Raw genomic sequence first — 20,300 nt, 5'->3', positions numbered from 1 at the left:
AGAGCCATGAGTTTTTTCCAGTTCCGCGACGGCATCTTGCATGCCGAAGACGTCACCGCAGACGCCATCGCCCAGCAGCACGGCACGCCATGCTATGTGTACTCACGCGCCGCCCTCGAAACGGCGCTGCAGGCCTATCAGGATGCCCTGGCCGACTGGCCCCACCTCATTTGCTACGCGGTCAAGGCCAACTCCAACCTCGCGGTACTCGATGTACTGGCACGGCTCGGCGCGGGCTTTGACATCGTGTCCGTGGGCGAACTGGAGCGCGTGATTGCCGCCGGTGGTGACCCGGCGAAAACCGTGTTTTCCGGCGTGGCCAAAACGGCCGGGGAGATGGCCAGGGCGCTGGAGCTGGGCATTCACTGTTTCAACGTGGAATCCGCCGCGGAGCTCGAAGTGCTCAACCGCGTCGCCGCACAGATGAACGTGCAGGCGCCGGTATCCATTCGGGTCAACCCCGACGTGGATGCGCGCACCCATCCTTACATTTCCACCGGGATGCGCGAAAACAAGTTCGGCCTGGGTGTCGACGAAGCACTGCCGCTCTACCGTCGCGCTGTGGCACTGCCGCACATCGACGTGCGCGGCCTGGACTGCCATATCGGTTCGCAGCTGACCGAGCTCAGCCCTTTTATTGACGCCCTGCGGCGCCTGCTGCTGCTGGTCGATACGCTCGCGGCTGAAGGCATCGAGATCCGCCACCTCGACCTCGGTGGCGGCCTCGGAGTGCGCTACCGCGACGAACAACCGCCCGCTATCGGCGACTATATCGCAGCCATACGCGAAGAGCTGGGCGAACGCCGGTTGCCGCTGATATTCGAGCCGGGGCGCTCAATTGCCGCGGAAGCTGGCCTTCTGTTGACCCGGGTGGAGTATCTCAAGCAAACCCCCGAACACAATTTCGCTCTGGTCGATGCGGGCATGAATGACATGATTCGCCCGGCGCTCTACCAGGCGTGGCTGGATATCCAGCCCACTCATGCGGCGGCCGAAGGCGTCAACGCCACTTGGGATATCGTTGGGCCCGTGTGCGAAACCGGGGATTTCCTCGGCAAGCAGCGCACCCTGTGTTTGCGCGAAGGCAGCCTGTTGGCCATGTTCGGCGCCGGCGCCTATGGCTTCAGCATGAGCTCCAATTACAACAGCCGCCCGCGCGCGGCAGAGGTGATGGTGGATGGTGACGCCGTGCACGTTGTGGGCGCGCGCGAAACCCTTGAAGACCTGTTGCGGCGCGAATGCCGCCTGCCGGCCTGAGGGACACTCGGCAATGTTGCTCAAGTTCACCAAGATGCACGGCGCAGGGAATGACTTTGTGGTCATCGACCTGATCACGCAGCGCTACCAACCGCGTGAAGACGACATACGACGCCTTGCCGACCGGCACTTCGGTATCGGCTGCGACCAGGTGCTGCTGGTGGAGACGCCAGACCGCCCCGAGGTGGACTTTCGCTATCGTATCTTCAACGCCGATGGCAGCGAGGTGGAGAACTGTGGCAATGGCGCCCGCTGCTTCGCGCGCTTCGTGCGCGACAAACACCTGACCGGCAAGCGCGTTATCCGCGTGCAGACTGCCGGCGGTGTGCTGGAGTTGCGGCTGCGCGACAAGCACCGTGTGGAAGTCGATATGGGCGCGCCGATTTTCGAGCCCGCGCGCATTCCCCTGCAGGCGGAGGCCATGGCAGACCACTACGTACTCGATGTGAACGGCCAGCAACTGGAGATCGGCGCGCTGTCGATGGGCAACCCCCACGCTATCGTGCGCGTCGACGATACGGCCGCTGCACCGGTCGCCACTCTTGGCCCCGCCATCGAACGTCACCCGCGCTTCCCGCAGCGGGCCAATGCAGGCTTCATGCAGGTGCTTTCAGAGCAGGAGATCAAGCTGCGCGTATACGAGCGCGGAGCGGGCGAAACACTGGCCTGTGGCACGGGCGCCTGCGCGGCGGCGGTCTATGGCATGTTGCGCGGCTGGCTGCGTGATACCGTGACAGTTTCCCTGCCTGGCGGTAAGCTTGAGATACACTGGTCGGGCCCCGGCAAGCCGGTGACCATGACCGGCCCGACAGCCGTTGTGTTCGAGGGCAGTATCAGAATATGACGGCGGCACAGGCGCGCCGGGGATAACGGAGACCAGACCATGTCAGCCAGGAACGAACCGGCCATCACTGCCGACAGCAACGCACTGACCGACGACAGCGTTCGCGAATACCTGAAGAATCACAGCGACTTTCTGCAGCGTCACCCGGACATGCTGGACTTCCTGCATGTGAACCACGCCTCGGGCAGTGCGGTATCTCTGGTGGAAAAACAGGTCAGCGTACTGCGCGAGCGCAACACCGAGATGCGCCAGCGACTCAATGCGCTCACCGCCAATGCGCGCAGCAACGACAAGTTGTACGAGCAGACCCGGCACCTGGTGCTGGCGCTGCTGGAGGCCGAGTCCGTGCCTGCGCTCTGCGCGGCCTATCGCCTTGCCATGCAGGCCGACTTCGATGTTGAGCATACAAGTATCATCCTCTTCGGCGACCCGGCCAGCGCGCCTGATGGCGTGCGCGTGGTGCACGCGGAAGCCGCCCAGGCCGCCGTCGGCGCCCTGCTCCGCGGCCGCAAGGCAGTCTGCGGCCCCCTGCGCAGGGAAGAACTCGACTTCCTCTTCGAGGGGGCTGGCAGCGTGGGTTCCGCAGCCGTGATGCCGCTACTCGGCGAGGAAGAGCTCGGGGTGATTGCCGTGGGCAGCTCGGATGCCCACCACTACACCAGCACCATGGGCACCCTGTTCCTGCAGCACATTGCCGAGGTCCTGGTGCGGCTTCTGCCCCGCCTGGAAGCGCCGGCGCGGGCATGACAGCGGAGACAACGGCGCTGCAAACGGCCAGTGAGGCGTTTATTCGCTACCTGCGCGATGTGCGCCAACTGTCACCACACACGGTAAACAACTATCAGCGCGACCTGGCGAGCCTGATCGCCTACTGTAACGAGCGCAGCCGCGCCGACCCTGCCGAATTGCACGAGGCTGATATTCGCGCCTGGGTGAGCCAACTGCGCCGCCGGGGCCTGGCCGGCAGCAGTATCCAGCGCGCGCTCTCCGCGGTGCGTTCCTTTTTTACCTATCTGGGCCGGGAGCAAGGGCACAGCCGCAACCCGGCCGCCGCCGTGCAGGCGCCCCGGCAACCGCGCCGTCTGCCGCGGACACTGGATACCGATCAGGTCAACCGCTATCTGCAATTCAGCGACGATGACCTCACCGCGCGCCGCGACAGCGCTATCGCCGAACTCTTCTATTCTTCCGGCCTGCGCCTGGCTGAGCTGGCCGCCGTCAATGTCGGCGACATTGATCGGCAGGAACAGTTGCTGACCGTCACCGGCAAAGGGCGCAAGACGCGCACGGTGCCGGTTGGCGCAGTGGCGCTCGCCGCGGTGGAACGCTGGTTGCAGGTGCGCCCCGAGAGTACCGACCCGGCCCTGTTCCTGAGCCAGCGCGGCACGCGTATCAGCGTGCGCAATATTCAGGATCGCCTGCGGCTGCAGGGCCGGCGCGCGGGCATGTATCAGGATGTGCATCCGCACATGCTGCGCCACTCCTTCGCCAGCCACATGCTGGAGTCCAGCGGTGATCTGCGTGCCGTGCAGGAGTTGTTGGGGCACGCCAATATCGCCACCACCCAGATCTACACGCACCTGGACTTCCAGCACCTGGCCAAGGTCTACGATGCAGCGCACCCGCGTGCGCGCCGGCGCAAGCCCGGCGGGGAATGAGCCGATGACCCTACGCGTGATTACCTTCGACCTCGACAACACCCTGTGGGATGTTGAGCCCGCCCTGCTGCGTGCCGAACAGGCGCAGCGTGAGTGGCTGCTGCAACACCGCCCGGGGAGTATCGAACAGCACGACCACGACAGCCTGTGGGAATTCAAGAAGCGAGTGTGGAAACAGCACCCGGAGCTGGCTCATCACGTCAGCCAGATGCGTGTGCGCATGCTGTTCGAGCTGCAGCGCGCCGCCGGCTACAGCGAGGCCGACAGCGACGCCGGGGCGCGCGAGGCCTTCGCCGCTTTTTTGCAGGAGCGCCACAAGGTGGAGTTGTACGCAGAGGCTCTGGAGGTACTGCAGCGACTGGCCGGGGACTACCGGTTGGGGGCGCTGACCAACGGCAATGCAGACATCTACAAAACCGATGCAGCGGAGTATTTCGATTTCGCTTTTCTCGCCGAGGATGTGGGGGCGAGCAAGCCGGCGGCGGACATGTTCCACGCCGCATTGGCGCGTACCGGTGCGGCGGCCAGCGAAATAGTGCACGTGGGCGACAACCCGGAGCACGATATTCTAGGCGCGCAGCAGGTTGGCCTGCGCACAGTCTGGGTGAATCTTGCCGGCGCGCCATGGGAACCTGCGGACTACCGGGCGGATGCCGAGGTGACCGCACTGCGCGACCTGCCTGCCGCCATCGCAGGACTGGGCGCGGCCGACTAGGCGCCCCCGACTAGGCGCCCCCGGCTAGGCGCGGCCGGCCAGGCGCCCCCGGCCCGCATTTTAAATGGCGTTTTCGCCCGTCTCGCCGGTGCGAATGCGGATAACCTGTTCCATCTCCGTCACGAAAATCTTGCCATCGCCGATCTTGCCGGTGTTGGCCGCCTGGATGATGGCATCTATGGTTGAGGACACCTGGCTTTCTCCCACCGCAATTTCCAGCTTCAGCTTGGGCAGGAAATCCACCACGTACTCCGCACCCCGATACAGCTCCGTATGCCCACGCTGGCGCCCGAAGCCCTTGACCTCGGTAACGGTGATTCCCTGCACGCCTATTTCCGCAAGTGCGGCGCGCACGTCGTCCATTTTGAACGGTTTGATGATGGCGGTAACCAGTTTCATGCAAGCATCTCCGAAAATCGGCAAAGCCGGCAGTATACGCCATAGAATGGCCAGTGGGCACAGCCCCTGCCGTTCACGATATTCCGGGACGGCTACCGCAAAGCCAGCCAGGCGCGCCAGCCACCCAGGTGGGTGATTTCTTCGGTGGCGCTGGATATACCCTGTGGCTCACAGATAAACCCGCTGACCCAGCGACCGTCAGCCAGCTCTACCTTGCCGATGCCCAGGGGTGCGGGGATGCCCGCGACAAAACTGCCCAGCTCGGACGTGGGGATGGACCACACCTCCACCTCGATTGCCTGGCCGCCCGCTTCATCCCGCACCATGCCGGGACGCATCGGCGGGCCGCCCGCCAGCACATGCAGGCGGTAGCAGGGGGCACTCTGCGTACGCGCAAGCAGCGTTGCACCGCGCTCAACCAACTGCCAGTTCAGCGGCAGGCCTTCGAGGTGCGCACCGCACACCAGAAGCTCCGTGAACGCCGGATTGGCCACCGCGGGCGCCGCGCTGGCAACCGGCTCCAGCTCAAGTGCACCCAGTGGCAAGGGCAGCAGCGCCCGCAAGCGATTGGCAATCGACAGCAGCGCGCGGTCGTCAAAGGCGCGGCCGGCGAGCGTGACGCCAAAGGGCAGTCCCTGTGCCGTAAACGCCGTCGGTACCGCAACCGCCGCCATATCCAACAGGTTCATGAAATTAGTGTAATAGCCCAGTTGTGCGTTATATAACACCGGCTCCTCAAGTAATTCCGCAATACTGAAAAGACGCCCCGCCGTGGGTGTGAGCAAACAATCCAGCCCCGCCAACGCCGCCTCGCACTGCTGGCGCAACGCAGCCAATTGGTACTGTGCCTGGAACAGCTCCGTCGCCCGCGGCGCCTCGCCCTGCGCCACAATCCCCCGCACCACCGGATGGATGGCAGCGGGATTCGTCGTCAGCATCGACTCGCAGGCGATATAGCGCTCCGCCACCCACGGGCCGTCGTACAGCAGGCGCGCGGCCTGGTCGAAGGGAGCGTAATCGACCGTGACCAGTTCAATGCCGGCTGCCGTCAGCGCAGCCAGTGTCTGCCGGTAGGCGGCTTCGTAGTCACGGTCACCGAAGAATTGCAGCTGCGCGTCGTCGAGTACCCCGATCCTGAGCGGCCCGGTGCGCATCCCGTAGTGTCGCGTGGTGTTGGCAAAGGAATTGCGGCGACTGAAGGCATCTTCGGCATCGTGGCCTTCTGCCGAGGTGAGCACCCGTTCTGCATCATCGGTGTCGAGGGCAAACAGGCTGATGCAATCAAGGCTGCGGCAGGCGGGAACCAACCCGCTGTTGGATAACAGGCCCCTGGTGGGCTTCACGCCCACCAGGTTATTGAAGCAGGCCGGTACCCGGCCGGAGCCCGCCGTGTCCGTGCCCAGGCTGAAACTGGCGAGGCCCAGGGCCACCGCAACCGCCGAGCCGGAACTGGAACCCCCGGAAATGTAGTCGGGGGCGAAGGCGTTGCGGCAGGGACCGTGGGGCGAACGCGTGCCATTGAGGCCGGTGGCAAACTGGTCGAGATTGGTCTTGCCCACAGGAATGGCACCGGCGGCAAGCAGCTGTTGCACAACGCGGGCAGACTGCGGCGGCGTGTAAGCGAACGCCGGGCAGCCGGCGGTGGTGGGTATACCGGCCAGGTCGATGTTGTCCTTGATGGCAAATGGCACGCCCCACAGCGGGTGCGTTGCCGGGTCGCGATCCGCCAGTGCGTCCAGCCATGTCGCCTGTTCCCGGGCGCTGCACAGGTGTATCCAGATGTTGTGCGCCGTGTGCTCTGCTGCGCGCTGGCGAATCTCGTCCATCAACGCACCCGGCGTCAGCTCACCCGCCGCATATGCAGCCCGCAGGCCGGGAATCGTCATGTTGCGACTCATAGCGAAGCTCCTTCACTGTCTTCAAGGACCACCAGGGCCTGCCCTGCAGCGACACGATTACCAGGTGACAGCAAAACCTGGCTGACAACGGCATCACAGGGCGCAAACACCGCTATCTCCATCTTCATCGACTCCAGCACTACCAGTGGGTCACCGCGGCGCACGCTGTCGCCTACCTGCACGTTCAGCTGCCAGACGCTGCCGGAAACCGGGCTGTCTACCACCGTTGCCGTTTCGGGCCAGCTCTGCCCGGTCACCGCTTCCGGCACATCTTCTTGTGCAAAATTGAACTGGCCGTTGGCATGCCATTGGGCCAGTTCGGCGGCAAAGGCCTGCTGACGGTGGTCGCGGAAGCTGTCGATGGCGCCCGCATTACTGGCGACAAAGTCCTCGTAATCCGCCAGCGAAAACTGTGTCTGTTCTATCTGCAGCGGATAGCGCCCCTGCGGAAAGTCGCGGCGGATTTGCGCAAGCTCAGCGTGGCTGACCTCGTAGAAACGGATCTGGTCGAAGAAGCGCAACAGCCAGGGCTGCTCGAACTCCGCGGTGCGCCGGTAACGATTCCACATCTGCAGGGTGCGGCCGACAAACTGGTAGCCGCCCGGCCCCTCCATGCCGTAAACACAGAGGTAGGAGCCGCCAATGCCCACGGAGTTTTCTGCCGTCCAGGTGCGTGCCGGGTTGTACTTGGTAGTCACCAGGCGGTGTCGGGGGTCTACCGGCGTGGCCACCGGTGCGCCGAGATAGACATCGCCCAGGCCCATCACCAGATAAGAGGCATCGAATACGATGCGCTTCACTGCCTCGATATCCTCCAGGCCGTTGATGCGGCGAATGAATTCCAGGTTGCTCGGGCACCAGGGCGCATCCTTGCGCACGGACTGCGTGTACTTCTCGATGGCGAGCCGGCAGGCCTCATCATCCCAGGAGAGCGGCAGGTGCACGATGCGCGAAGGCACGCTCAACTGCGCGAGCTGTGTGGACAGCTCCCGCTCCCCCCGCTCCAGATGCGACAGCAGCGCTGCGTGGCTGAGTACCTGGCTGTCGAAATGGATCTGCAGCGAGCGGATGCCCGGGATCAATTCGCGCAGCCCGGGAAGCGCATAGGCCTGCAGCCACTGCATCAGTGCATGGGCGCGGAAGCGCAGGCGAATATCGAGGGCCTGTTCACCGTATTCCACCAGCAGGAAATGATCCCCCGCCGCGCGACAGACAATTTCGTCGCCGAACACCTCGGCAGGAAAACGCGCCAGAACCGGTGACTCCGGCGCGGCCGGTTGCCACTCGCAAGGCACCGCAGCCAGGGCGTCTATCGCCTCGCTCTGGGCGGCTTCCAGTGCCACGGCCTGTGCCACGGAGACGGCGACGAAACGCAGGCTGTCGCCGGCACGCAGTTGCCCCAGCTTCCACAAATCCGCCGTGATGACGGTTGCGGGGCACACGAAGCCGCCCAGTGAAGGGCCATCCGGGCCGAGAATAACCGGCATGTCTCCGGTGAAATCCACGGTACCGAAAGCGTAACCGTTGTCGTGGATATTGGAGGGATGCAGGCCCGCCTCACCACCGTCAGCGCGCGCCCACTGCGGTTTCGGCCCGATCAGGCGCACGCCGGTTCGACTGGAGTTGTAGTGCACTTCCCAATCGGTGGCAAAAAACGTAGCGATATCCGCATCGGTGAAGAAGTCGGGGGCGCCGTGGGGCCCATAGATCACCCTCACCTGCCACTGCCGGCTGATGTCGGGACGCAGCGCGGCGGGCAACTGCTGCGCCGGCGCGGCAACCGGGCCCGCAGTCAGCTGCAGCACATCACCGCCGCGTAGGGCCCGCCCGTTGTGGCCACCAAACTGGCCCAGCGTAAATGTGGAGCGTGAACCAAGGTACTCTGGACACTGAAATCCCCCGCGCACGGCGAGATAGGCACGCGCACCGGAATCACGCACGCGACCCAGGTGCAGCGTCTGGCCCGCGCTCACGGTAACCACCTGCCACTGGGGCACCGGCTGCTCATCGAGCGTGGCCTCGATCTCGGCGCCGGCAATCACTATCTGCGTCGCCACGGCAAAACGCAGCAGTGGTCCCTGCAGGGTGATTTCCAGGGCACTGGCGTCCGCCGCATTGTGCAACAGGCGATTGGCGAGGCGGAACGAGTAGCTGTCGAAGGGGCCGGAGGGCGGCACACCCACATCCCAGTGCCCCTGGCGGCCCGGGTAGTCCTGCAGGGTAGTTTGGGTGCCACCCTGCAACACGTCCACGCGGGCGGGGGTGTGGCTGAAACGATTCAGATAACGCGTGGTCACCTCACCCCGCGCCAGCGTTGCATCGCGGCTCAGGGCACGCAGGTAGCCCAAATTGGTCTCACTGCCATAAAGCTCAATGGCGTCCAGCGTGTGCTGCAGTTTCTGCAGCGCCGCGGCGCGATCATTGGCATGCACGATCACCTTGGCCAGCATGGGGTCGAAAAAGGGCGGAACCTCAATGCCGGATTCAATCCAGTGGTCTATGCGTACGCCATCGCCGGCGGGAAACTGCACGTGGCTGAGCAAACCGGCGCAGGGTTGAAAGTCCAGCCAGGGGTCCTCGGCGTAGACGCGCACCTGAATCGCGTGCCCGGACGGCGCCAGCAGCGCGCGCTCGGCGTCCAGCTCTGGCGGTGTTCCGGCCGCAATGCGCAACATCCACTCGACCAGGTCGACCCCGAACACTTCCTCCGTGACGCCGTGCTCGACCTGCAGGCGCGTATTCACTTCGAGAAAATAAAATGCCGTTGTTTCGGCGTCAAAGATGAATTCAACGGTGCCAGCGTTGCGGTAGGCCACACTGGAAAGCAGGCGCTCGGCGGTACTGTGCAGGGCGGTACGTGTGGCGTCGTCCAGGTTGGGGGCCGGACACTCCTCTACCACTTTCTGGTTGCGGCGCTGACTGGAGCAATCGCGTTCCCCCAGCGCCAGCGCCTTACCCTGTCCATCACCCACGATCTGTACCTCGATGTGACGGGCCGAGGCGATGAATTTTTCCAGGAACACACTGTCATCGGCGAAGTTGTTGGCACCCAGGCGACGCACGGAATCAAAGGCACCCGCCAGTTCCTGCGCATCGTGGCAGAGCTGCATGCCGATGCCGCCACCGCCAGCGGTGCTTTTCAGCATCACCGGGTAGCCAATGCGCGCCGCCTCCTGCTCTGCCGCGGCGAGGTTGTCGAGCAATCCAGAGCCCGGCAGCAGCGGCACGCCCGCCTCCTCTGCCAGTGCGCGCGCCCGGTGCTTGAGGCCAAAGGCCTGCATCTGCTCCGCCGTTGGCCCGATAAACGCGATGCCCTCTGCCTCGCAACGCGCGACGAAGGTGGCGTTCTCACTGAGGAAGCCGTAGCCGGGATGAATTGCCTGGGCGCCGCATTCGCGCGCCACTTCCAGAATGCGGTCCATGTTGAGGTAGGTGTCTGCGGCGCCGCCCTCACCCAGACAGAACGCCTGGTCCGCCTGACGCACGTGCAGGCTTTCGGCATCACAGGCTGCATACACCGCGACAGAGCGGATCTCCAATCGGCGTAGCGTACGCAGGATGCGGGTGGCGATAGCCCCGCGGTTGGCTACAAGTACTGTGTCAAACATCATCAAACCTGGCGCGGGTCGTCCCGTCTTGTCGCTACCTGTCGCGGTCGTCCACCACAGGGGTTATCGAATTCAGTGATCCCAGATCAACACCTCAACAGGTGTCGGGTTGAAACCGTTGCAGGGGTTATTCAGCTGCGGGCAGTTGGATATGAGCACCACCACGTCCATCAATGCGGTCATTTCCACATATTTACCCGGTGCGGAAATACCGTCCTCGAAAGTGAGCCCGCCCGCTTCCGTCACCGGCACGTTCATGAAGAAATTGATGTTGTGGCCGATGTCGCGCTTGCCAATGCCGTATTCCGGGTGCTCGGCAATCGCCAGCATCCAGCTGTCGCGACAGGAGTGCATGCAGCGTTTCTCCAGGTCGTAGCGCACCGTGTTGCTCTCGCTGGCGCAAGCCCCACCCAGCGTGTCGTGGCGGCCACAGGTGTCGGCAACAATTTCCAGCATGGGGGTATTGCGGGTGGAACGCAGTACCGACCCCGCGGTCAGGTAAACATTGCCCTGTTCCCGAATGGTGTCGGTGGCGCTGTAGCGCTCACTGCTGTCGTCAGCGCTGTAGAACAGCGTATCCGCCGCCTGGTTGCCTTCAATATCAAGAATGCGCAGGGTCTGGCCGGCGTTCAGACGCCCCAGGTAATAATCGCCCGCCGGCACGGTGTCGCGACAGGTTGCCTCCTCGGGGAGACGTTCACTTTCAGTCAACATGACGGGCTCCTCAACGTCCCAGGTGGTATAGCGTGTTGTTGCGAAAGCCGCGGCGGTTCTCTTCGCAGTGGTTCAGGCAGGCGTCGTCCTCGGCTACCGGGTCCGCCTTGCCGAGGGCAATGCGCACGGGGCTGCGCGGGTAGGCCGACGCCTGACTCAGGGAGTGCGGGCAGGCATGCAGCAACACCAGTGTGTCCATTTCAAAACGCAGCGTCACGTGGCTGCCGGCGGGGCTGTGATTCTGCAACAAACGCAGATTACCACTGGCATCGGTGGCCACCCGGCTGAACCAGTTGATGTTCGCCGCCATGTCCGCCGCGCCAAGCCCGTATTTGGCCAGTTCAACGAGAAAGGCATCGTGACCGTTCTGGTGCCAGTCATTGCGGTCCGCCTGATAGTCGCGCCCGCCCCATTGCGCCGCCACATGCTCCGCACGCGAGTTACCACACACCGTTTCATGCCAGCCCAGCGAATCCTCGACGATAGAGGCAAAAATGCGGCCCATATCCGAATACAGGCAGTGACCCCGGGTCAGCTTGAAGGTGTGCTGGCATTTCAGCGTGTCGGGGGCGTTATACCGCTCCAGCAGGTTCTCCGGGTTGTAGAAAAGCATGCCGAGGTTGGCGTTGCCCGCTAGGTCGGTCAGCTGCATTTCTGTGCCTCTGCGCAGGCGCAGTGACCAATGGCCCCCGGGGGCGATTTCGGTCTCGTAATCCCATGCGTTCATCATGTCAGGCCGTCTCAGTTGCTGCGCGCGCCAGGTCGCGATCAATATCGGAAAGGGTATCCCGGTCAAGGTTACCCACCGGGAGGTCGTAGGTGATGGTGGCACCGTAGGCATTCGGCGCCTGCGGGTCGTGCCGCGTCTTATCGAACACCCACAAACGGGTGCCGAGGTAAAAACCTTCTTTCAGGTCGTGCGTCACCATGAACACGGTGAGCCGGTACTGGCGCCAGAGGCGCAAGACCAGGTCGTGCATGTCGGCACGGATACCAGGGTCAAGCGCCCCGAAAGGCTCGTCGAGCAGGAGAATACCGGGGCGACCGAGCAGCGCCTGGGCTATCGCCAGGCGCTGGCGCATACCACCGGACAATTCTGCCGGGTAGAGACCCTGAGCGTGGGACAGGCCCACTTCTTCGAGCAGCCCCAGAGCCTCTTCCCGTGCCTCGCGGCGCGCGCTGCCAAACAGTGCACCGGTGAGGCTGCGGCGGGCAAAGCCGCGTGCCGCCATGACATTTTGCAGCACGGTCATGTGCGGGAATACGGAGTACTGCTGGAACACAATCCCGCGATCCGGCCCTGGCTCACCCGGCACCGGCTTGCCGTGCAGCAGCAATTCGCCGCTGCTTACAGGCTCCGTTCCCAGCAGCATGTTGAGGAAGGTGCTCTTGCCGCAACCGGAGGTGCCCACCAGAGTCACGAACTCACCCTCCTGCACCTGCAGATTGATGCGTTCCAGCACCACCTTGTCGCCGAACTTCTTCCACAGATTGCGCGCTTCAATCATCACTGGCCTCCCTGATGGTGCCACGGAAACAGGCGCCGGCTGAGGGTTGCGAGCAGCGCGTCGATCACAAACGCCAGCAGCGTAATCCAGGCCACGTAGGGCAGGATGACGTCCATCGCCATATAGCGCCGCACCAGAAAGATGCGATAACCCAGCCCCTCCGTCGCCGCGATGGCTTCCGCCGCAATGAGAAACAGCCAGCCGGCACCCAGCGACAGCCGCACGGCATCCACCAGGCGCGGCATCAACTGCGGCAACAGCACCCGACAAACAATCTGGCTGGTATTGGCGCCGAGCGTTTGCGCCTTCACCAGCTGCTCGGAGGGAATCTCCTGCGTGCGCCGCTGTATGTCGCGCGCGATGAACGGGGTAATGCCAATGGCGATCAAGGCCACCTTCGACAGCTCGCCAAGGCCGAACACAATGAACAGCACCGGCAGAATCGCCAGCGGCGGAATCAACGAGACTACCGTAAGCAGTGGGCTGGCAGAGGCGGACACCAGCGGCAAGGCGCCGGTAAACAGGCCCAGCGCGAGACCGATGGCAGACGCAATCAGCACCCCCATGCCAAGTCGGGTAAGGCTGCTCAAGGTGTCTTCCCAGAACAGGTAATCGCCACTGCGCTTGCTGGGCTCTAAGGCCATGCGCTGTATGGCATCACCAATCTGGGTGAAACTTGGCAGCAGCTTGTCAGAGGGGTTCTCTGCCAGCCGCGCCTCCGAAGCGAACATATACAGGAGCACCAGCAGCACAAAGGGCAGCAGGCCCAACAGCACACGCAGCATCGGCGTAGGTGTCTGGTTGATGAGGCGTTTCATGATCCTTCCTTGCGAAAGCGAGTCGCGGGGGCGAACTGCCCCCGCGCAGCGATGAACCTAGAGTTCGCCGTCCAGGGCCATTTGCATATAGGTTGGATCAAAGCGCAGCTTGATATTGTTGCTGTCGCCGTACACACTCGCCGGGGTCTCGACACCTATGAAGGTGGCGTCCGGTGCGCCCTCACCCAGCAGGCCGTGCTTGTGCGAGAACTCGGCAACGGTCTGCATGGTCTCTTTAACCTGCTCGCTGTTGGTCAGCGCCAGCGCTTCTGCCGGGGTGTAGAACATTTCGGTGCTGGCCAGTTGCGACTCAAAGCCGGCAAGGTCAGTACCGGAAAGCTCCGCGAGGAAGGTCTTGGCGGCGGTTGCACGCTCATCGCCACCGTTCATGTGCGCCATGATTTCGTACCAGGCGCCAGTGAGCGCTTTGCCCAGTGCCGGGTTCGCCGCCAGTGTTTCCGTGTTGATGATCAGCAGGTCAATCACCTCACCGGGAATCTGCGAGGAGTCGAACACGCGGTGGCTGTCTGGCATGGACGCCACTTCGCTCAGCAGCGGGTTCCAGGTCGCCACGGCGGTCACTCCCGGTGTGGCGTACACGGCCACCATGTCGGCATCCGAGGTGTTCACTACCTCAACATCACGCTCGGTCAGGCCGACGCTTTCCAGGCCACGCGCCAGCAGGTAATGGGAGACGCTCAATTCCACCAGATTGACGGTCTGGCCCTTGATATCCGCCAGTGAATCCTTGCCCTTGAGCACAATGCCGTCGTTGCCGTTGGAGAAGTCACCGACAATCAGCGCCGTGCTGTCGACGCCACCAGCGGCTGGGATAGTCAGTGCATCCATGTTGGTCATGGTGCAGGCATCGAACTCTCCCATGCTGTACTGGTTGATGGATTCGATGTAGTCGTTGATCTGCACCACTTCGATATCGATATCGTACTTGTCGGCCCACTTGTCGACGATGCCCTGATCGGCGCCGTAGGCCCAGGGTACCCAGCCAACGTAGATCGACCAGCAGATTTTGAAACTATCGCGGGCCGAGGCTGTGGTCGACAACAGCAACAGGAGCAGGAATAAACTAATACGCTTCATGGTGTACCTCTCAGTCGGGTTTGGTCGGTTAATCACAGAGTACCCCCGGCATTTCGCCTTCAGTTCTCCCGGGCTTTTGTCCCGCCGTGTAACCCTTCACCGAAAGGTCGAGTGCTCTCGGACCAGTCACCGCAATGCTTGCGGCCGGAACCCTAGCGCTCTATTGGTTTGCATGTCGCGTCTTGTCAGGAGTACGGACAACAAGGTCAAAGCAGGAACCATGCCATGTCCTGAAAAGCCTGCCGACCGGGGCAATGATAAACCCATAAGGCCCATCGCGCACCGCAAAACGCACCGTTTTCATGCGCCGCTCCATTCCGGTGCACTGCGGCGCAGATGGCTGCAGACCCTGCCGAGTATCGACCTTGCACAGCGTCCGGTGCGCCTGGCGCCGTGCACCAAAACAGACGCGCCGTGCGCACCACACGGTGCACAACAGCGCAGCACTGCTTTTTCCGGACTCCACAAAAATCTCATTTTTTCGATGGATATCAATAGGTTGAGATTATACATACATCTTGGCATGGAAGTTGCTCGCCCTCAAGTCAGTACCACGGCCAGGACCAGAGCATGCAATTACGTACCTTTAAAACCCTGTGGGGACATACCGGCAGCATCGACCAGGGCGCCCAGCTGGCCCGGGCCGCAGGCTTCGCCGGGCTCGAGGCGCCCGCCCTGCACAGCGCGCCCGACCACCTGCACGCATTGGCTGCGGCGCTGGAAGCGCACGAGCTGGAGTGGATCCAGGAGATCTGCACTGCAGGCTCCTATGTGCCGCGCCGACGTGCCAGCATCAGTGAACACCTGGAGGACCTGGAGGCCCAGATCGTCCTCGGCAAACCGCTGGCACCCCGCTTCATCAATGTCATGGGGGGCTGCGATGCCTGGCCGATTGAGGACAGTGTGCATTTCTTCCAGGCCGCCATGGACATTGCCGACAAACACGGGGTGCTCTGCTCTTTCGAAACCCACCGCGGGCGCAGCTTCTACTGCCCCTGGAATACGGTATCCATATTAAAGCAGCTACCGGACATCAGAATCACCTGCGACTTCAGCCATTGGGTGGTTGTGAGCGAACGCCTGATGGACAGCGAATGGGATGCCATCACACTTGCCGCTGAACACGCCCACCACGTACACGGCCGGGTAGGCTACGACCAGGGGCCGCAGGTGCCACACCCCGGTGCGCCCGAGTACGCAGAAGCACTGGCCAGCCATCAACGCTGCTGGGAAGCCATCTGGTCCGCGCAACAGGCGCGTGGCTACGCCGAAACCACACTCACGCCGGAGTTCGGCCCGGACGGCTACCTGCACCACCTCCCTTTCACCAACGCACCCATAGCCGACCTTTGGGATCTCAACCGCTGGATAGGCGCCGAGGAACAGAGGCACTTCGCGCTCTGGTCACAAACCCCTGCCCACAAGGAGGCCCGTCATGCGTGACTTCTTCAAACTGCGCGACCCTGCAGGCGCGCACTACACCGTTCTGGTCCTGGTCTACATTGCCCTCGCCTACACAAGCGGCTGGCTTGCCCTGTTCCAGGCAAACGCTGTCGTCAACGCGGTGGGCGTTGTCGCGCTCGCGCACAGCATGCTCATCGCCGCGTACCTGCTCCACGACTGCGGCCACAACGCGGTATTCATGTCGACGAAAGCCAACGCCGCCCTGGGCAAGGTGCTGAACTGGGTAACCGGCAGCTGCTATGGCCGCTTCGAGGATATCCGCTACAAGCACATGCGCCATCACGTCGACAATTACGACCCGGTGGTATGGGATTACCGCAGCTTCCTCAAGCGTCATCCCACGCTGGCCAACGTAGTACACGCCGCGGAGTGGGCCTATATCCCCGCCGTTGAAATCATGATGCACACCATGCTCGTCATTGCGCCCTGGGTTATCGAATCCAAGCGGGCGCAGCGGGAGCGTGTACTGCGTGTACTGCTGGTACGCGGCGCCATTCTGGCCCTGGTACTGGTCATCAGCCCCGTGGCTTTCCTGCTCTACGCGCTGGCGCAATTGCTGCTGCTTACCGCGCTGCGCTTCATGGATTGCTACCAGCACAACTACGAAGTCATTTTCAACCTCGACGACACCGACACCGTGTTCCCGCACAAGGGTGATGCCGCGTACGAGCAGGCAAACACCTACAGCAACCTGCTCTCCCATCGTTTTCCTGCTATCAACCTGCTGGTGCTCAACTTCTGCTACCACAATGCACACCATGAAAAACCCACTCTGGGCTGGTACCGACTGCCTGAGCTCCACCGCACCATGCGGCCGGCCGTGGAGACGCAGACCCTGGGTTTCGCCGAACAGGCGCGCGCTTTTCACAAGCACCGTGTGTCGCGGATTTACGCCGAGGAATACGGCGCCGATGAGGTCAAGGCGTCTCTCAAGGAAGGCCGTGCCGTAGGCGTCGATGCACTCAGCTTTCTCACGGCGTTTTAATTCACGATGACCGAAGCCAACGACAAAACGGCCCGCTTCAGCGACAGCGTGACAGCCGCGCTCGGCTCGCGAACCCTGCTGGGCGCACTGGGCTGGATACTTTTCATCGGTGGCTGGTGGCTCGCCGCACACGCCGAGATTGCCCCGCCGCGCCTGTTCCCGGGCCCGGAAAAAGTCTTCGCCGCCCTCTATGAACTGCTGGTGGAAAAAGACTTCGCCAGCGACATCTGGGCGAGCGTGAAGCGCATTCTGTTGAGCTTTGGCATCGCCGTGTCGATCGCCCTGCCGCTCGGGTTGTTGATGGGGGCCTATCGCCCCGTCGATCGGGTTATCGGCCCCCTGGCCAGCGCCTTCCGCTACCTGCCCGCCCCGGCCTTTATTCCCCTGCTGCTGATGTGGCTGGGCACCGGAGACGAGCAGAAGATCGCCTTGCTAGTGATCGGCGTGCTGTTCTTCCTCATCATCATGCTCGCCGACGTCACGCGACTGGTGCCCAGGGTCTATATAGAAACTGCTCGCACCCTGGGGTTGCGCGCGCCCCAGATTCTGCTCTCCGTGACCCTGCGGTCCAGCTTGCCCGGCTACCTCGATGTGCTGCGGCAGATGCTCGCGGTGAGCTGGACCTACCTTGTGATTGCCGAGATCGTCGCGGCCACCGATGGCATCGGCGCCATGATGATGCGTGCCAAACGCTTCGTGCACATCGACGACATCATGGCCGGCATTCTGGTTATTGGCCTGCTGGGCCTGCTTTTTGACGCATTGTTCAAACTGCTGCATCGCACTGCGTTTCGTTACCTCGAGTCCCACTAGCAGCACTCAACCGCAAAGGAGCACCACCATGCGCTACATTCGATCCGGCATTGCCATTCTGGCCCTCACCCTGGGGTCCGCCACGCAAGCGGCAGACCCTGTAAAACTGTCGCTTTTTTCCTGGCCCGGCTACGGTTTCTGGTTCATCGCCAAGGAAAAGGGCCTCACTGAAGGCCTGGAGCTCGATATCAGCATCATCGAGGATCCCTACCAGAGTTTTGCCCTGATGACGGCAGGTGAATTGCACGCCACCTCAAGCACGGCGGAATACGGCCCCATCGCCGCCGACAAGGACGTTGGCATCAAATTGGTCACCTACACCAACCCGTCCTACGGCACAGACAAGATCGTCCTCGCACCGGGCATCACCAGCGCGGAGCAACTGAAGGGCGAGACAGTGGCCGTACTGGAAGGCGGTCTCACGCAGATTTTCATGGCCGAGTGGCTCACGGATAACGGCGTGGGCATTGATGAAGTCACCTTCACCAACCTGATCATGGATGATGCGGTGGGCGCGATGGTCGGCGGCACCGCAGCGGCCGCCGAATTCTGGGAACCCTTTGGCTCGCAGGTCCTCGAAGCGATGCCCGGTGCTACCGTGGCGGCAGATTCCACCGAAGAGAAGTACATCACCACGGCGATGCTGGGCGATGCACTGTACATGAGCACGGCCTTCATGGCAGAACGCCCCGAGGATGCCGCGAAGCTCACACGCGCTTACTTCAACGCCGTTGATTTCTGGAAGGCAAACACCGCAGAGGCGAACCAGATTATCGCCGACGGCCTGCAGTTTACCGTTGCCGATGTGGAGCAGGTACTGGGCAGCACCGGAGAGATACTCAAAGGGGGCATCTTTGTATTCGACCGCGACCAGGCCGCTATTTTCATGGGGTTGAAAGCCGGTGAATTGCCGCTGGGCATTGTCTCAGACGGCATGCAGAACCACTGGGATGTCACCACCGACTGGTGGCTGAAGTTCGGCTTCATCGACAAGGCGATGCCGATGGCAGCCGGCGTCGACACCACCCCGCTGGCAGCGGCGCTGAAATAGTGAGCGACGCGACACACAGCGGATTGACTGTCTCGGGCGTCAGCAAGCATTTCCTGCTGCGCTCGGGGCAGACCCTGACTGCCCTGGACAACATCAACTTCGAACTGCCAAAAACCGGTGTCGGGGTCCTGCTCGGCCCCTCCGGTTGCGGCAAATCCACGCTATTACGAATTATCGCCGGCCTGGAAACGCAGGATGCCGGTGAGATCGTCGTCGACGGCAGCGCCGTTCACGGCCCCGGCATAGACCGGGGCATGGTGTTCCAGAACTACAGTTCCTTCCCCTGGCTGACCGTCGAGGAGAATGTGGCGTTCGGCCTGAAGGCCCGCGGGGAAGCGCTCAGCCTGCGTGAGGGCGTGGTGCCGTATTTCATCAATGCAGTGAAACTGGGTGGCTTCGAACGCGCCTACCCGCACCAGCTCTCCGGCGGCATGCAGCAGCGCGTGGCCATCGCGCGCAGCCTGGCCAGCAACCCCTCTCTGCTGCTGATGGACGAACCCTTCGGCGCGCTGGACCCGGAAACCCGCTGGCAGATGCAGAGCCTGCTGCTGGAAATCGTGCACCAGGAGCGCACCACCGTACTCATGGTGTCGCACGACATCGAAGAAGCACTCTACCTGGGTGACGTGGTGTTCTTCATGGGCACACGGCCAGGTCGTATTCTCGAGACCATTCGCCCCGGCCTGGAAAAAAGCAGCGATGACCGCGATGCCATACTGGATTTGGAAGAGTACCGTTACCTGGAGCGCAAGATACGCCAAATGATGCGCTCGCAATCACTCGCCTGTGCGTAGCAGTCGCTGGAACTCGCCGACAAAGAAATCGAGGTTGTTGTCCAGATCCGTAATACCGGAGTCGAACAACCAGCTTTGCGTCAGCCCCATCAGATAGGCATACATGGATAGTGCCACCGTGCGGCTGCCAATTGCCGCCGCCACGCCCTGTTCAGCGCGATAGCGCTCTACCCAGTCAGCGAAGGTGGTGATCAGTGATGCCGTCAGCGCCCGCTCGCGCGCCAGGGTTTTGGATACCGCCTCGGTAAACTCGGTCTTGTTGAGGAAGATCTCGAAGGACTGGCGAAAGTAGCTGTCGTCCAGCAGCATGCGCAACCACTGCCGGGAAAAATCGGCAGCAGCCGCGAGCGGGTCACTCGCTTCGTGGTGCAGAGCGACCAGACGCTCCAGAGGCAACTGCGAGTAGGCGAGGATTTCCTCGAACAACTCTTCCTTGCTGGCGAAATGCCAGTAAATCGGCCCGCGGGAACACCCCGCCTCGTCCGCGATAAGACGCAGGGTCGTGCCGCTGTAACCGCGCTGGCCAAAGAGCTTGAGTGCCGCGTCCACCAGGCTCTGCCGGGTTTTTGCCGCATCCTCCTTGGTTCGCCTCATGTTTCGCCCCGCCCGTGAAAGAGCTTACAGTGTAAGTGCACCACACCCAAAGGCAAGCACACGCCCGGCGTGCGACGTCTGC

19 protein-coding genes and 1 riboswitch are annotated in these 20,300 nt (G+C 62.7%); of the genes, 10 read left to right on the top strand and 9 right to left on the bottom strand.

Features of this window, described 5'->3' with window-relative positions:
- Window positions 1–6: 6 nt before the first annotated feature.
- From lysA to G533_RS0109425, 5 genes are read left to right on the top strand one after another with little or no spacing between them, the layout of a single operon-like run.
- Window positions 7–1,257: a diaminopimelate decarboxylase gene (gene lysA, locus G533_RS0109445; protein ID WP_027949749.1), complete on the top strand. Its 1,251-nt coding sequence runs from the start codon at window positions 7–9 to the stop codon at window positions 1,255–1,257.
- A 13-nt stretch (window positions 1,258–1,270) separates the two neighbouring features.
- Window positions 1,271–2,101: a diaminopimelate epimerase gene (gene dapF / locus G533_RS0109440; protein ID WP_027949748.1), complete on the top strand. Its 831-nt coding sequence runs from the start codon at window positions 1,271–1,273 to the stop codon at window positions 2,099–2,101.
- A 39-nt stretch (window positions 2,102–2,140) separates the two neighbouring features.
- Window positions 2,141–2,848 (top strand): DUF484 family protein, encoded by a 708-nt coding sequence (locus tag G533_RS0109435; protein ID WP_051230159.1) that lies wholly within the window; start codon window positions 2,141–2,143, stop codon window positions 2,846–2,848.
- A complete protein-coding gene (xerC, locus tag G533_RS0109430; RefSeq protein ID WP_035527410.1) occupies window positions 2,845–3,759 on the top strand; it encodes a tyrosine recombinase XerC in 915 nt (304 codons plus the stop codon). The genes G533_RS0109435 and xerC overlap by 4 nt, the downstream gene beginning before the upstream one ends.
- Window positions 3,760–3,763: 4 nt before the next feature.
- Window positions 3,764–4,474 carry an HAD family hydrolase gene (locus tag G533_RS0109425; protein ID WP_027949745.1) on the top strand — a complete coding sequence of 237 codons (711 nt, stop codon included), beginning with the start codon at window positions 3,764–3,766 and terminating at the stop codon, window positions 4,472–4,474.
- Between the two features lie 60 nt (window positions 4,475–4,534).
- On the opposite strand, the gene G533_RS0109420 is transcribed toward G533_RS0109425, so the two are convergent.
- The 8 genes from G533_RS0109420 to G533_RS0109385 form a co-directional block, all read right to left on the bottom strand.
- The gene (locus tag G533_RS0109420) at window positions 4,535–4,873 is read right to left on the bottom strand and encodes a P-II family nitrogen regulator (protein ID WP_027949744.1); all 339 of its coding nucleotides are present in this window, start codon (window positions 4,871–4,873) and stop codon (window positions 4,535–4,537) included.
- Window positions 4,874–4,965: 92 nt separating this feature from the next.
- Window positions 4,966–6,771, bottom strand: coding sequence for an allophanate hydrolase (gene atzF, locus G533_RS0109415; protein WP_027949743.1), 1,806 nt, complete (start codon window positions 6,769–6,771; stop codon window positions 4,966–4,968).
- Entirely contained in the window at window positions 6,768–10,379 is a 3,612-nt protein-coding gene (gene uca, locus G533_RS0109410; RefSeq protein ID WP_027949742.1) for an urea carboxylase, read from the bottom strand. Before uca ends, atzF begins: the two co-directional genes overlap by 4 nt.
- A gap of 72 nt (window positions 10,380–10,451) precedes the next feature.
- Window positions 10,452–11,093 carry an urea amidolyase associated protein UAAP2 gene (locus G533_RS0109405; RefSeq protein ID WP_027949741.1) on the bottom strand — a complete coding sequence of 214 codons (642 nt, stop codon included), beginning with the start codon at window positions 11,091–11,093 and terminating at the stop codon, window positions 10,452–10,454.
- A gap of 10 nt (window positions 11,094–11,103) precedes the next feature.
- Window positions 11,104–11,823, bottom strand: coding sequence for an urea amidolyase associated protein UAAP1 (locus G533_RS0109400; protein ID WP_144079838.1), 720 nt, complete (start codon window positions 11,821–11,823; stop codon window positions 11,104–11,106).
- A 1-nt stretch (window position 11,824) separates the two neighbouring features.
- Window positions 11,825–12,601 carry an ABC transporter ATP-binding protein gene (locus tag G533_RS0109395; protein WP_035527407.1) on the bottom strand — a complete coding sequence of 259 codons (777 nt, stop codon included), beginning with the start codon at window positions 12,599–12,601 and terminating at the stop codon, window positions 11,825–11,827.
- Entirely contained in the window at window positions 12,601–13,419 is an 819-nt protein-coding gene (locus tag G533_RS0109390) for an ABC transporter permease (RefSeq protein ID WP_027949738.1), read from the bottom strand. The genes G533_RS0109395 and G533_RS0109390 overlap by 1 nt, the downstream gene beginning before the upstream one ends.
- A gap of 57 nt (window positions 13,420–13,476) precedes the next feature.
- Complete coding sequence (locus G533_RS0109385; RefSeq protein WP_027949737.1) at window positions 13,477–14,517, bottom strand: putative urea ABC transporter substrate-binding protein; 1,041 nt, start codon at window positions 14,515–14,517, stop codon at window positions 13,477–13,479.
- Between the two features lie 63 nt (window positions 14,518–14,580).
- Window positions 14,581–14,684, bottom strand: a riboswitch (guanidine-I (ykkC/yxkD leader).
- A gap of 403 nt (window positions 14,685–15,087) precedes the next feature.
- On the opposite strand from G533_RS0109385, the gene G533_RS21340 reads away from it, so the two are divergent.
- Genes G533_RS21340 through G533_RS0109360 form a run of 5 tightly spaced genes read left to right on the top strand, consistent with a single transcriptional unit; the run spans window position 15,088 to window position 19,624 of the window.
- A complete protein-coding gene (locus G533_RS21340; RefSeq protein WP_035527403.1) occupies window positions 15,088–15,960 on the top strand; it encodes a TIM barrel protein in 873 nt (290 codons plus the stop codon).
- Window positions 15,953–16,966 carry a fatty acid desaturase gene (locus G533_RS0109375; protein WP_051230158.1) on the top strand — a complete coding sequence of 338 codons (1,014 nt, stop codon included), beginning with the start codon at window positions 15,953–15,955 and terminating at the stop codon, window positions 16,964–16,966. Before G533_RS21340 ends, G533_RS0109375 begins: the two co-directional genes overlap by 8 nt.
- Before the next feature lie 6 nt (window positions 16,967–16,972).
- Window positions 16,973–17,779 (top strand): ABC transporter permease, encoded by an 807-nt coding sequence (locus tag G533_RS21335; protein WP_035527400.1) that lies wholly within the window; start codon window positions 16,973–16,975, stop codon window positions 17,777–17,779.
- Between the two features lie 28 nt (window positions 17,780–17,807).
- Complete coding sequence (locus G533_RS0109365; protein WP_027949735.1) at window positions 17,808–18,830, top strand: ABC transporter substrate-binding protein; 1,023 nt, start codon at window positions 17,808–17,810, stop codon at window positions 18,828–18,830.
- The gene (locus G533_RS0109360; RefSeq protein ID WP_027949734.1) at window positions 18,830–19,624 is read left to right on the top strand and encodes an ABC transporter ATP-binding protein; all 795 of its coding nucleotides are present in this window, start codon (window positions 18,830–18,832) and stop codon (window positions 19,622–19,624) included. The genes G533_RS0109365 and G533_RS0109360 overlap by 1 nt, the downstream gene beginning before the upstream one ends.
- Here the strand turns inward: G533_RS0109360 and G533_RS21330 are convergent.
- Window positions 19,607–20,218, bottom strand: coding sequence for a TetR family transcriptional regulator (locus G533_RS21330; protein WP_051230157.1), 612 nt, complete (start codon window positions 20,216–20,218; stop codon window positions 19,607–19,609). The genes G533_RS0109360 and G533_RS21330 overlap by 18 nt on opposite strands.
- Window positions 20,219–20,300: the final 82 nt, after the last annotated feature.

The sequence above is a fragment of the Haliea salexigens DSM 19537 genome, assembly GCF_000423125.1.
GTDB lineage: Bacteria > Pseudomonadota > Gammaproteobacteria > Pseudomonadales > Halieaceae > Haliea > Haliea salexigens.
The sequence above is the reverse complement of the archived record's forward strand: the minus strand, read 5'-3'. Positions and strand labels throughout refer to the sequence as shown.

What these genes read in the sequence shown, in the direction of transcription:
- dapF (WP_027949748.1), top strand. Translation starts at nt 1,271, where the DNA reads ATGTTGCTCAAGTTCACCAAGATGCACGGCGCAGGGAATGACTTTGTG.
- G533_RS0109375 (WP_051230158.1), top strand. Translation starts at nt 15,953, where the DNA reads ATGCGTGACTTCTTCAAACTGCGCGACCCTGCAGGCGCGCACTACACC.
- G533_RS21340 (WP_035527403.1), top strand. Translation starts at nt 15,088, where the DNA reads ATGCAATTACGTACCTTTAAAACCCTGTGGGGACATACCGGCAGCATC.
- G533_RS21335 (WP_035527400.1), top strand. Translation starts at nt 16,973, where the DNA reads ATGACCGAAGCCAACGACAAAACGGCCCGCTTCAGCGACAGCGTGACA.
- G533_RS0109395 (WP_035527407.1), bottom strand. Translation starts at nt 12,601, where the DNA reads ATGATTGAAGCGCGCAATCTGTGGAAGAAGTTCGGCGACAAGGTGGTG.
- G533_RS0109390 (WP_027949738.1), bottom strand. Translation starts at nt 13,419, where the DNA reads ATGAAACGCCTCATCAACCAGACACCTACGCCGATGCTGCGTGTGCTG.
- G533_RS0109385 (WP_027949737.1), bottom strand. Translation starts at nt 14,517, where the DNA reads ATGAAGCGTATTAGTTTATTCCTGCTCCTGTTGCTGTTGTCGACCACA.
- G533_RS0109405 (WP_027949741.1), bottom strand. Translation starts at nt 11,093, where the DNA reads ATGTTGACTGAAAGTGAACGTCTCCCCGAGGAGGCAACCTGTCGCGAC.
- G533_RS0109435 (WP_051230159.1), top strand. Translation starts at nt 2,141, where the DNA reads ATGTCAGCCAGGAACGAACCGGCCATCACTGCCGACAGCAACGCACTG.
- atzF (WP_027949743.1), bottom strand. Translation starts at nt 6,771, where the DNA reads ATGAGTCGCAACATGACGATTCCCGGCCTGCGGGCTGCATATGCGGCG.
- uca (WP_027949742.1), bottom strand. Translation starts at nt 10,379, where the DNA reads ATGTTTGACACAGTACTTGTAGCCAACCGCGGGGCTATCGCCACCCGC.
- G533_RS0109400 (WP_144079838.1), bottom strand. Translation starts at nt 11,823, where the DNA reads ATGATGAACGCATGGGATTACGAGACCGAAATCGCCCCCGGGGGCCAT.
- G533_RS0109420 (WP_027949744.1), bottom strand. Translation starts at nt 4,873, where the DNA reads ATGAAACTGGTTACCGCCATCATCAAACCGTTCAAAATGGACGACGTG.
- lysA (WP_027949749.1), top strand. Translation starts at nt 7, where the DNA reads ATGAGTTTTTTCCAGTTCCGCGACGGCATCTTGCATGCCGAAGACGTC.
- G533_RS21330 (WP_051230157.1), bottom strand. Translation starts at nt 20,218, where the DNA reads ATGAGGCGAACCAAGGAGGATGCGGCAAAAACCCGGCAGAGCCTGGTG.
- G533_RS0109425 (WP_027949745.1), top strand. Translation starts at nt 3,764, where the DNA reads ATGACCCTACGCGTGATTACCTTCGACCTCGACAACACCCTGTGGGAT.
- G533_RS0109365 (WP_027949735.1), top strand. Translation starts at nt 17,808, where the DNA reads ATGCGCTACATTCGATCCGGCATTGCCATTCTGGCCCTCACCCTGGGG.
- xerC (WP_035527410.1), top strand. Translation starts at nt 2,845, where the DNA reads ATGACAGCGGAGACAACGGCGCTGCAAACGGCCAGTGAGGCGTTTATT.